We start from the raw sequence: 12271 nt of genomic DNA, 5'->3' as shown, positions 1-12271 counted from the left end.
GTGCCTTTTTCACCCGAAAGGTGGTATAATTAAGTTGATATTGTTTAGTCTTACACGGGGGATTTATGGCGGTTAATTTTAATCAAAACAGCGGCGGGATTTTTTCAGAAGCGGCGCAGGCCTCCGCGGTCTGGAGTATGCTGAAAAAAGAAGAAAAGCAAAGCGATAAAAAGATCACTTCCGCCATCCGCAAATATCATCTGGCGCACGAGGCGGTCAAAAAAGAGATCGCCGAGGCCTTGAGCGAATCGATAGGGAAAAGTATCAAACCGGAAAGCGAGATGGTGGAAAACGCCATATTTTCACTGTCGCTGGGGCGGATCTTTGAGAACAGCGGCGGCGAGTCGTCTTTGCATCCTGAATTAAAGCTGGAGCTGCAGCGTTATGATTCGGAGTCGCCGGAAGCCAAAAAAGCGGTGGCGCATCACTTGAGCCGCGGCAGCGAACAGGAAGTGCCGGTCAGCGCCAGGGTTGTGGAAAAAGACATCGACGAGATCTCGATCCGCACAATTGAAAATCCTAATATTTTGTACTCCTAAAAATAAAATCAAAATACAGCTTGACTTTTTTGGCCTATAAGCTACAATGAAATTATGGTTAAATTTTATGATTATGATGTTGCGGATTATATTAAAACAGAGAAAGACATCAGATTGTATATAGAAGCGGCATTTGAGGACGGCGATCCGGGAATAATTGCTTCTGCGCTGGGCGATGTAGCCAGAATACGGGGAATGGCTAAAATAGCTCAAAAAGCCGGAGTAAACAGAGAAAGCCTCTACCGTTCTTTATCTAAAACCGGCGTGCCAAATTTCAAAACAATTACCAGTGTCATAAATTCACTGGGTTTTAAACTGGCTGTTTTACCGCAAGGGCGGCGTGTCGCCGTGTAAAAAAAACTAAATCAGGTTATAATTACCAAATGACCCAGTATGCAGCCCCGCGCGGGACGCGGGATATTCTGCCGGAAGAAACAACCCTGTGGCAGTTTGTCGAACAAAAAGCGCGCGCGATTTTCGCGCTGTACAATTTTCGGGAAATCCGCACGCCGGTTTTTGAGCAGACAGAATTGTTCTTGCGCGGCATCGGCGAAAACACCGATATCATTTCCCGGGAAATGTATACTTTTCAAGACCGCAAAGGCCGCAACCTCACGCTGCGCCCCGAGGGTACGGCGGCGGTCGTGCGCGCTTATCTGGAGTCCAATCGTCATAATCGAGAGCCGCTGAGCAAGCTCTGGTATCAGGGGCCGATGTTCCGCTACGAGCGGCCGCAGGCGGGGCGTTACCGGCAGTTTCACCAGATCGGCTGCGAGGTTCTGGGCGCGGGTAACGCTTATCAAGACACCGAGGTGATCGCCATGGCGCAGCATTTTTTCGCCGCGCTGGGGCTTAAAGATCTGGAAGTGCATATCAACAGTGTAGGCTGCCAGATTTGCCGGCCAGTGATCAAGGAACGGCTGAAATCTTTTTTGGGTGACAATCTCGACAATCTTTGTGAGGACTGCCGCAAGCGTTTTGAGACCAATCCGCTGCGTATTCTCGACTGCAAAAATCCCAAGTGCAACGATTTTTTTGTCGGCCTGCCGGATATCTCCAGCGTGCTGTGCGCGGACTGCAAATCGCATTTTCATGACGTGCAGGATTATCTCAATATTTTAAAAATAAAATTCAAGGTCAATCCGCGGCTGGTGCGCGGCCTGGATTATTACACCAAGACGGTTTTTGAGGTGATCTCCGGCCAGCTCGGCGCGCAAAACGCGGTGTGCGGCGGCGGACGCTATGACAATCTCGTGCGGGAACTGGGCGGCCCGGCTCTGCCGGCGGTGGGCTTTGCTTTTGGCCTTGAGCGCGCGGTGCTGATCATGCAAAATCAAAACATTACCGTTCCGGAGATCCGTCCGTATATTTTGCTGGCGCCGCTTGGCGAAAATGCCTGCGGCCGCGCGGCGGTATTTGCCGCAGAGCTGCGGCGCGGCGGTATTCCGGCCGAGATCGATGTGTCCGCCAAAGGTTTGGGCGCCAAACTAAAATCCGCCAACAAACTCGGCGCGGCGTATGTTTATATTCTCGGCGACAAAGAATTACTGGAAAAATGCGGCCAGCTTAAGAATATGCTGACCGGAGAGCAGGAAGGAGTCGCTTTTGCCGAATTAGCGGCGCGCCTTCAAAAAAATTATCAGCAGGACAGGAGAGAAAAATAATGTTGAGAAAATGCGGTTCTTTGCGCAAAGAAGATATCGGGCAGGAGATACAGCTGCGCGGCTGGGTCAATAGGCGGCGCGATCACGGCGGCGTGATTTTCGTGGACTTGCGCGACCGCAGCGGTCTGGCCCAGATCACTTTTAACGCCGAACATGACGCTGGGCTGCATAAACTGGCCGATGAGCTGCGTTCGGAATACGTCGTGTCGCTGACCGGCAGGGTAATCGCCCGCGGCGCGGAGAACGTCAATCCCAATATGCCGACAGGCGAGGTGGAAGTCGAAGGCCGGACACTGACGATTTTGAATACCGCCAAAACGCCGCCGATCTCGGTTTGCGATGAACAGGCTGTGGACGAGTCTATTAAATTGCGTTACCGCTATATCGATCTGCGCCGCGAGGATCTAAAAAACAATCTGATTTTGCGCTCCAATATCCTGCGCGTCACGCGCGAGTATTTGTATGAACAGGATTTTTTGGAAATAGAAACCCCGCTCTTGACCAAGTCCACGCCGGAAGGCGCGCGCGATTATTTGGTGCCAAGCCGCGTGAAGCCGGGCAAATTTTACGCTCTGCCCCAGTCGCCCCAGCTTTTCAAACAATTGCTGATGGTTTCCGGCTACGAAAAATATTTTCAGATCGCCAAATGTTTCCGCGACGAGGATTTGCGGGCTGACCGCCAGCCAGAATTTACGCAGATCGATCTGGAGCTGTCTTTTGCGGAAGAAAAAGAAATTCGGGATCTGGTTGACGGTCTGCTGGCGCGGATCCTGCCGCTGATCGGCCAAAAATATCCCGACGAAGTGCCGGAAATCACTTACGCTGACGCGGTCAGTTTTTACGGCTCGGACGCGCCGGATCTGCGTTTTGATCTGCGCTTGACGGATATTTCAGATCTGGCGGCGCAGTCCCAGTTAAAAGTTTTTAAAGATGTGGTCGACCACGGCGGTATAGTCAAGGCCATCAATGTGAAAAACGCCGACGGCAAATTGTCGCGCAGCGCGCTCGACGCCTACAAAGATTTTGTCGGCAAATTTGGCGCGAAAGGTCTGGCCTGGATCACGATCCGCCAAAATGAGCTTAACTCGCCGATCGCCAAGTTTTTCAGCCAGGAGCAGCTGGACGCGATCATCGCGCGTCTGCATGGTGAAGTCGGCGATATATTGCTGTTCGTGGCGGACAGCAAAAAAATCGTGCATGACGCGCTGGGCAAACTGCGCTGCGCCATTGCCAAAGACCTGCGGCTTTACGATCCGCGCGAGTTTAAATTTTGCTGGGTGGTTAAATTTCCGCTTTTGGAGCGCAATGCCGAAGGCAAGCTCACGCCCACCCATCATCCTTTTACCAAGCCGCTGGATGAGAATTTCGACGCAAACACTCTGGCGGCCGCTTACGACATTGTGCTCAACGGCGTGGAGTTAGGCGGCGGCTCGCTGCGTATTTACAAGCCCGAGGAGCAGCAAAAGATTTTCGAGGTTTTGGGCATTGGCGCGCAGGAAGCGCGGGAAAAGTTCGGCTTCCTGCTGGACGCTTTTCAGTACGGCGCGCCGCCGCACGGCGGCTTGGCCCTCGGGCTAGACCGGCTGGTCATGCTTTTGTCCGGCGCGGAGTCGATCCGTGACGTCATTGCTTTTCCCAAGACAAAATCCGCGGAATGTCTGCTGACCGAAGCGCCGTCTTCTGTCGCGCCGGAGCAGCTGCAGGAATTGGGGCTAAAAACCGCTGAAGAATGAAATGAAAAAATTTTTGACACTAATTTTATTTTGTTTGACCCTGTCCGCTGCGGACACGACTACGGATGTTTTGCGGCGTGATTCGGGGGTGCGCGCGCTGGGTATGGGCGGCGCTTTTACCGGCACGGCCGCGGATACTTCCGCGCTGCACTACAATCCCGCCGGTCTGGCGCGCCCGGGGCTGCAGTTTACTTACAGCGAAGATGACCTGTCCAGCTTGAAATATACTGTAGGTACCGACACGGCATTCAAGTATGGCCGCCTGGCTTTTGGCCGCCGCCGCTTTGTAGACCGGGACGCGTATTTTGTCGACACGCAGTCTATCGGTTTTGGCGTGCAAAATTCCAGCGGTATTGATTATGGCCTGGTCTACCACAGTATTGCGCGTGAGACTCCGGAAGCCGTCGGCTCGGCCTGGACTGTGGACGCGGGGTTAATGTTTAATTTTTGGCCGCAGCTGCGGCTGGGCGTGAATATTCAAGATCTGGCGCGGCAGGGACTTAACGCCGATCCGCAGGCGCGGCTGGGTTTGGCTTACGCGCCGGGTGATTTTTTGCTGGCCGTGGACAGCGGCGGACATTATGGTTTGGAATGGCAAATGGTTGACGGCTTTGCCTGGCGCGGCGGCTACAATCAAAATAATCCGACGGTCGGTTTTAGTTTTGGCCTCGGCGAGCTGACCTGGGAATACGCGCTGGAACGCTCCAGTGAAGAGTACATATACCGCTGGGCGGTCAAGCTGGGCAATGAGCTGTATCCCAAAGTCCGCCAGTATTCGGTGATGCAGCAAAAAGAAATTTTACTGCTGGAGCTGAACGCCAGTTTGATCGCTGGCCAGTCGGACGCTTCGATTTTCGGCGGCAGCAATCTCGGCCTCGATGTCTTGCTGCAAAAAATCCGCGTGGCTGCCGATGACAAGAATGTTGCGGCGATCATGATCCGCATTAACGATCTGTCCAATAGCGTTTCTTACGCGGCGCTGCTGGAAGAATTGCGCGCCGAGCTGCTGAATTTTCGGCGCAAAGGAAAATATGTCGTCGTATATATAGAAGACCAGCTTTCCGCCAACGCTTATTATCTGGCGACCGCGGCGGATAAGATCGTCATGCCGTCGCTGGGCGCGCTGACTCCGGCCGGCCACGCGCTGACTGTAACGCGCTACAAAGGCTTGCTGGAAAAACTAGGGCTGACACCGCTGGTGATCCATACCGGCGAATACAAAGACGCGCTCAATCCCTGGAATGACGGTTTTACGGACAAACAGCGCGAGCATCTTGAGCAGCTGGTCAGGGACATTAACGACGAATTGTCCACCGCGATCAAGGACGCGCGGCAGATTTCCGCGCAAAATATGGCCGACATTGCCGACGGCGGGATTATCACGGCTCAAGAAGCGCTGGATTACCGTTTAGTCGACGCGCTGGGTTATTACGACGAAGCGGAAAAACAGTTGCGCGCGCTGCTTAAACTGGCCACGCAGAATGTCGACGAGTTTTCCAGCAATCTGAGCTATGTCCGTCCGAGCGAATTGGTTAGTTTCGAGGAAAATAATTTTATTATTCCCGATTTTCGCACGGTCGCGGTGGTGGATATCGACGGCGAGCTGATCGACGGCGTTTCTTATGCCGATACTTTATTTGGCGGTAAACGCTCCGGCAGCGAAACGGTATTAGCCGAACTGCGCGAGATTCGCCAGCAGGATCACGTCAAAGCCGTGGTATTGCGGATCAATTCGCCGGGCGGCTCGCCTTTTGCGGCTGACCGCATTTACAAAGAAGTGCAAAAACTGCGCGACAAGAAAAAATATGTGGTGGCTTCCGTGGGCAATATTGCCGCGTCCGGCGGTTACTATATTGCGTCCGCGGCCAATGAGATTTACGCCAATCCCAGCGCGCTGGTCGGCAGCATTGGCGTGATCGGCCAGACTTTAAAAGCTGGCGGATTGTACAAAGAATGGGGCATCAAAGAAGACACGATCAAGACGGCCGAACACGCGGACATGAATACTCTGGGGCGTGAGCTCACCGCCGAGGAAATGACGATGCTCTTGCGTTATCAGGCGGTGGTTTACGATCAATTCAAACTGGCGGTCGCTCTGGGGCGCAATTTGCATGTTGATGAAGTGGAGCCGCTGGCACAGGGCAAAATTTACACCGCCAAACGCGCCCAGACCTTGCGCCTGGTGGATAAGCTCGGTTCTTTTAGCGACGCGCTGGAAGCCGCCAAAAAAGGCGCAAAAATCAAAGGCACGGCGCGTGTTGTCCGCAATGTGCCGTCTGTAAACGGCTGGGCGCAGTTCCGTTACAATCTTGCTGTGGCGCTGGGTTTGGACAAACTGTCCTTTAACTCGATGCTCAAAAGCGAGCCGGTTTTATTGAAATCTTATATCTATTAAAGGAAAGCCGGAACAAATCGGGGGAGAGATCTATTCCGGCTGAGAGGGTAAGATCAGGCGATTATTTCGATCGTCGGAGCCATTAACTCTTCCGCGAAATTGATCGTCGGGGTTTCCACGGCCGCGGCCGTGGCGCCCAGTGCGATAACGATCAGCGAAATCAGTAGTGTTTTTTTCATATCCATCAACTCCTTTACGCAAATAATTACATTAAGAATTCGCAAGTTCTTTTAAAAAAATGCAGCTATATTTTCTGTTCTTTTTTTGATTTTTTAAGTTTAAAATAAGCCATGTTTTTTAATGCTGTGTTGTTTACCGCGCAGGACAGGGTATTGGCCGCTGTTTCCGGCGGCGTGGATTCTGTTGTTATGCTGGACTTGCTTTGCCATTTAAAAAAAACACTCGGCTTCACGCTGGCTGTCGCGCATCTCAATCATCAGATCCGTCAGGGCGCCGCCGAGCGTGACGCGGATTTTGTGGAAAACCTGGCCGCTAAATACAGGCTGCCTTTTCATCTGGGCGTCAAAAATGTGCCGGCTCTGGCGGCGCAGTCCGGTCTCTCGCTGGAAGACGCCGGACGACGGGCTAGATATGAATTCTTTTTTCAGGAAGCGCATCTGCACAATTACGGTGTTCTGGCGCTGGCGCATCAGGCTGACGATCAGGCGGAGACGATCCTGTTTAGGCTGCTGCGCGGGGCGGCGGCGAAAGGACTGTCCGGTATCGCGCCGGAACGTCTCGAACAGGGGGTGCGCCTGACGCGGCCTTTGCTACAGGCTGCTAAACAGGAAATCCTCGCCTACGCCGCCGCTAACGCTCTGACTTTTCAGGAAGACGAGACCAACGCGGACACCGCTTACACGCGCAACAAATTACGGCTGGAAGTGCTACCTTTGTTGAAAGAGATCAACCCCAATTATCAGGAAGGACTGCGCCGCACGGCGGAGATACTGCGCGCCGATGACGAATATCTGGACTCCGCAGCGCGGCGGCTTTATGGCGAGATTGTCATTAAAGAAGAACCGGCGCGGATCAAACTCGACGCTGTGGCTTTGCAGAGCTGCCACCGCGCTTTGGCCAGACGTATTGTCCGGCTGGCCGTCGAGAAACTTTGCGGCATATTAAATGATATTTCGCTTAGCTACATCGAAAATTTTCTAGACAACGGCTTGACGACGCTCAGCCTTGACGGGGACGGAAAACTGCTGGTCAGCAAATAAAATTTAATTATCAAAAAAAATCGATGCATTTATCCGCGTAGATACATCGATATATCTATTAGTATATTTTGAGTAATAATGGGTATTTTTAAATCAGGAAGTGATTTGAAGGGGGATTTATGCGTTTTTTGTACGCCTCTGGGGTTGAGGCAGCAAATAGTAGGTCTAATATATCTTTGGATAAGTTTCAGGGCTCCGAAGAAACAAAAATTCCTGAACATGCTCTTAGAGAGAGGCGCAGCGCCGCTCAAGATTCCAGATATGCAGATGTTTTACTAACTCTGGAAAACGGCCAGCTGTGCAAAGTGAGCGAGATCGCTGGCTTGCCGGATGACACAGCGGAAAGAAGGGAAATAAAAGACCTGGCGCTCAAAGCTCTGCAAAAACAGATCGATAATGATTGGAAAGCTTACGCGGTTTTTTCCGCCCAGCGCAACGGTTTGAATATTGACCCCGCGTCGCCGGAAGAAATTGCCGCGCAAAAAACAATAAGAGATGTCCAGGCAAACCCCGCGCGTCCCAACAGCACGATTATATACGCTGCTCTTGGAACTAAGTTTTCGGATAGTGATTTTATTAAGTACGGTAATGTGCTTAGTTTAGGAGCTAATTTAAATCTTATTGAAGCATTGCAAAAGGCCGGCATTGATGACGAAACAATTATCCGCATCGGCCTGAATATTGACGCTGTAGCGCGGATTTCCGGCAGCTCCTACATTGATATGAGTAAGGATATGGATAAGATCATCGATTTTGCCAGGAAATTCGGCCATACTCCGCTGCTGGATCCTGCTGTTTTGCGTGAGCTTAATGCGCTGAGCATAACCGACAAGCAGGTTTTAGAGTACGCGATGTATGAATTGCTGGATAGGGAACGCAATGTATTTTTCAGCACGCAGGAAGCCGAGAATAAAATAAAAGAGATCGGCGCCGAGTTGAAATACCGGCAGCTGGCTAATCTCCGTGGCGGCGATGGAGTGGAGAGTTGTTCCAATAGTGATATCAAAAGTTTATACAGGAATTTTGCCCTGGGAGAATCTGGGCTAGACAATCCCGAGCTGTTGCTGCATCAGCTGGCCAATGACGGCGCGAGCTGGGCGGCCATAGCCAGAACCCTGTGCAATCTGGATAAAATTAAAACCTGTCTGGGCGGCCAGCCGCTGAGCGCGGAAATTATCCGCAGTTTTGCGCTCTGGGAGAGCAGGAGTATCGATAATAGCATTAAAAGCGCTCTGGCTATAGTTGATGAGATGATCACTATCCAAAATCAGGATCTAGACGCGGCGGTACGCGATCATCTGTACAATGGCCGCCAAACGCGCCTGAATACGCAGATCGGTCAGTATAGCCAGCAATTAAAACCAAGCCCCTGGGAAGCCGCCGCTGAGACCAGCGTCTGGCTGGAAAATAAAGAATATAGAAATATAAACGGCGTCTGCTACAGCCTTGTTTCCGGCGTTATGGTAGAGCTTAACGGGCTGAAAAAAACAGAAACCGGATATACCTACGGTGGGATCAAGTATGATTTCCAGCCAGTCGACGGCCGCCGCGAACTGATCCCGCTGGACTGGCTGAAAGCTGAAGCTTCCAGTTTCAATTTCGGCAAAACAGAGTGCCGGATTATTAAGGACGAGATCTTTTATTTAAAAGGCAGCAAGATGGTAAAAATGCCGGAAGATCGGATAAGGCTTAATGAGGGTGATTTTGAGGTAGCCACCATGATTGGTGGAAAGTTTGAGTATATAAAACATGAAAAAATCGGAAAGGATCTTTTTCCGGTCTGGTTTGGGCAAGGAATTGATCAGCAGGCTGAACATTTGAAAATAGGCAAAAATATTTTGGAGCAAATGCTGGCGTCCGATATTATTCCTAATTGCGCCAATGAAAAAAGTTTGACTGATTGGTTTGAACGTAATGAATTTCTGGTGCGTCTGTATGCCCTGAGCGATCCCTCCAGCTGGCCTTCTATAGGCGAACACGAATTTGCGTTGTCTGAATTGCGGAGTATTCTGCCGGAAAACCTGAACTGGCTGAGCGGCCTGGCAACGATTCCCGGTAAGGAGCTTTTGTTTTTGTTGGACGGTAGTATTGATAATATACTGAATATGTGGAGTCACCTCACGAACGCAGAGGATGACAAAGTTTTATTTGAATTTTTGGCCAAAAACCAAACGGAGTTGTATCAGGAATATAAGAACAGCGCTGCTATTTCATACAGTGAATTTCTTACTGATAAAGTGCTTTTTAACAATCAGGAAATTGTTGGAAATTCCAGCGCGACAGACAGTTCACAAGGCGCAAATGCGGCGGACGGCCTGCAGAATATTTGGCAGACAAAAACGCATCTAAGAGAGTTTTTTTTGAATGGGGAACATTATCGTGTTTATGACGATGGTTCCGCGCTCAAGAGAAATATAGAAACTGGCGTTTTCTCCGAAGCGCAAAGGGTCAAGTTGAGCGAGGACGGCAGGTGCAGCATCGATGGTCAGGACTATATCTTTACTTTCAGAAGTGTTCCTGTGTCCGTTGCGCTGCTCGACAGGATTTTGTGTGAAAACAGCGCGGAGCATGGTCTGGGCTATAAAGCCAACGAAGCTAACACGGGGTTTAAAGATTTTTTGCAAAGATATATAGCGGATTATCTTGATGTTAATAGTTATGAAAATTTTTCAAACGAGGAATATACAGATTTAGCTGAAAGAATAAATAATTTGGTAAAAAACTCGAAAGATAACATCAGGATCGAATACGCAAAACTTACCGGCATTACGGCATCTGGTTTAAATGTCAATGAATTTTATAACAGATTACAGGGATCCTGGAGTATATTCGGTATTGCCAGTATAGATATAAATAAATTTTCCAGTATAGCCGCAAAGGTTTCTCCGCAGGATTTGCTGCTACTGCTGCCGAAATTGGAAAAACTAAAACAGCTGGGCTTTGAAACTCCAGCACAACTGGCTGAGCTTAGCGAGAAAGGCGCGGTCTTGCTGGCGAGTCCCAATTTTGACGCGATAGCCGATTTGCTTATTGAGCGAGCGGCGCCGCTGAAGCCGACTGGCGCGGAAATTTCCGCTGTGATTGATATTTTATCCAATACACATATCAAAAAGTTTGATTTTACGAGCGTTTTCTTGTCTCCACGGCCAGATGATAATTTTGGCAGTAATTATGAGTTGGGTATAAGTATTTTGCCAAATTTTCAAAATACCAGATCTGCTCTCGCCCAGAGTTTGATGGCCAGGGACGAAAGGGATTTACAGGATGTTAAAGATAGTATAGATCTTATTATGAATTTTTTGTACGTCCTGGAGAGCAAATTTGAAACTCTGGCTGATGATCCTGATACCGCAAAAGAACGCGAGGTTTTTCTGGCGCGGCGTTATGTGCTGTCGCAAAGAACGGCTGCGGATCCTGAGCACAAAAATGTTGTTGATGCTGATGTAGGAGCTTTAGTTGATTGGTTCGGCCTATCAACGAACAATCCTCTATATAACTGCGGCATCGAGGGACGCGAGGAACAAATTGCCTTTGTTGAAGCTCTTTTGGCTTCTGCCGGAACTAAAAAATTAAATTTAGAGGAACTGTTGAGTTTTTTGGTGAATCTGGAAAACGTGAAGAATGTCTGCCAGGAACATGGTGATGTAGAAAAAATGAAAACAAAAATGCTGGAATTTTTTCAACAGACCAGCCTGTCTGGTTTGAAAGCCGGCGGCAATTTATATTCTGAGGATATTTTATCCAGGATGGCAGATCGGGGTTTTCAATGGGGCGCTGAAGAGCTGAAAGTTTTCAAGAGTTTAGTTATTGATGGCTCCGGCCGCCTGCTGCCCGAGCGCGAGATTATGCTGATTATAGACGAGCTAGACACTTTTTCTGGACGTCCAGAACTGCTACGGGACATTACAGAGACATTTTCAGTTTTGACGCGGCGCGGCGACAACAACGACGATAGCAAAAATTTTACCAAGTTTTTTGATAGTTTTTTGCCGCTCGTGAAACAAGTGAACGAAACGGCGGTGTTAAAAAATATCCTGCGTTTTCGCCGTGAAAATGCCGTGACATTTGAAGATATAACAAATGCTTTTAAAAATGATCCAAGCCTTGATCTATACCCTTTGACCGATCCAAATGTCGATATTCTCGAGACCGCTTTTGCCCGGGCGGTCATTCGCGCCGCGGCGGAACGTCTCACCAGCGGCCAGCTTTATAATAAAGCCAACAACATAAAAAGCACACGGATAGAGCTGCTGGATAGTTGTGATGAAGATAAAAAGGTTAGGATAGACGAAGCGTTAAAGCTTATTGATGAAAAATTGAGTATGGCCAAGGAAAAAGTTTCCGCTGATATGAAAAATATTAGGACGGTTATTTTCAGGCTTCTGACCGAAGAGCTTGGGATAAAGGAAGATGAAGCAGAGTGGGTACTGCTAGACAAGATATGTAAAATATATAGCCTGGACGAAAAAAATGAACCGCGCGAGAAGATCAGACGGCAATTAGCCAAAGATCTGGGCAAAAGTCTGTTTGACGCGGCGCAGGCCGCGGAGGTTGATAAAGTCCTGCAGGCTCTGGAGATCGAATATTCAACTCTGTACTGGGGTCATTCCGATGTTAGGATACTTAATAATAATAGTAATAATTATCAATGGCTGGACGCTCTGTATGCCTATTATATGAATTCTAAAAGTAATCAGGCGCTGATGGAAATCATCCGCGC

The 12271-nt window shown here is 49.6% G+C and carries 7 protein-coding genes; all 7 read left to right on the top strand.

The window, feature by feature from the left end; all coding sequences use genetic code 11:
- Positions 1-65: 65 nt before the first annotated feature.
- Positions 66-539: a hypothetical protein gene (locus LBJ25_04210; protein ID MDR1453157.1), complete on the top strand. Its 474-nt coding sequence runs from the start codon at positions 66-68 to the stop codon at positions 537-539.
- Positions 540-593: 54 nt separating this feature from the next.
- The gene (locus LBJ25_04205; GenBank protein MDR1453156.1) at positions 594-893 is read left to right on the top strand and encodes a putative addiction module antidote protein; all 300 of its coding nucleotides are present in this window, start codon (positions 594-596) and stop codon (positions 891-893) included.
- Positions 894-922: 29 nt separating this feature from the next.
- Positions 923-2203 (top strand): histidine--tRNA ligase, encoded by a 1281-nt coding sequence (gene hisS / locus LBJ25_04200; protein ID MDR1453155.1) that lies wholly within the window; start codon positions 923-925, stop codon positions 2201-2203.
- Positions 2203-3936: an aspartate--tRNA ligase gene (aspS, locus tag LBJ25_04195; protein ID MDR1453154.1), complete on the top strand. Its 1734-nt coding sequence runs from the start codon at positions 2203-2205 to the stop codon at positions 3934-3936. The genes hisS and aspS overlap by 1 nt, the downstream gene beginning before the upstream one ends.
- 1 nt (position 3937) lies before the next feature.
- Positions 3938-6331 (top strand): signal peptide peptidase SppA, encoded by a 2394-nt coding sequence (gene sppA / locus LBJ25_04190; protein ID MDR1453153.1) that lies wholly within the window; start codon positions 3938-3940, stop codon positions 6329-6331.
- A gap of 290 nt (positions 6332-6621) precedes the next feature.
- On the top strand, positions 6622-7551 hold the full coding sequence (gene tilS, locus LBJ25_04185) for a tRNA lysidine(34) synthetase TilS (GenBank protein ID MDR1453152.1): 930 nt from the start codon (positions 6622-6624) through the stop codon (positions 7549-7551).
- A gap of 176 nt (positions 7552-7727) precedes the next feature.
- Positions 7728-12271, top strand: a 4544-nt coding sequence (locus LBJ25_04180) for a hypothetical protein (GenBank protein MDR1453151.1), incomplete at its 3' end; no start/stop codon positions are given.

This window comes from Candidatus Margulisiibacteriota bacterium, assembly GCA_031268855.1.
In the GTDB taxonomy this organism is placed as follows: domain Bacteria; phylum Margulisbacteria; class Termititenacia; order Termititenacales; family Termititenacaceae; genus Termititenax.
This window is presented reverse-complemented; position numbering and strand designations above follow the sequence as displayed.

Excerpts from the sequence above, each read along its gene's own strand:
- LBJ25_04210 (MDR1453157.1), top strand. The coding sequence starts at position 66 with ATGGCGGTTAATTTTAATCAAAACAGCGGCGGGATTTTTTCAGAAGCG.
- LBJ25_04205 (MDR1453156.1), top strand. The coding sequence starts at position 594 with ATGGTTAAATTTTATGATTATGATGTTGCGGATTATATTAAAACAGAG.
- hisS (MDR1453155.1), top strand. The coding sequence starts at position 923 with ATGACCCAGTATGCAGCCCCGCGCGGGACGCGGGATATTCTGCCGGAA.
- aspS (MDR1453154.1), top strand. The coding sequence starts at position 2,203 with ATGTTGAGAAAATGCGGTTCTTTGCGCAAAGAAGATATCGGGCAGGAG.
- sppA (MDR1453153.1), top strand. The coding sequence starts at position 3,938 with ATGAAAAAATTTTTGACACTAATTTTATTTTGTTTGACCCTGTCCGCT.
- tilS (MDR1453152.1), top strand. The coding sequence starts at position 6,622 with ATGTTTTTTAATGCTGTGTTGTTTACCGCGCAGGACAGGGTATTGGCC.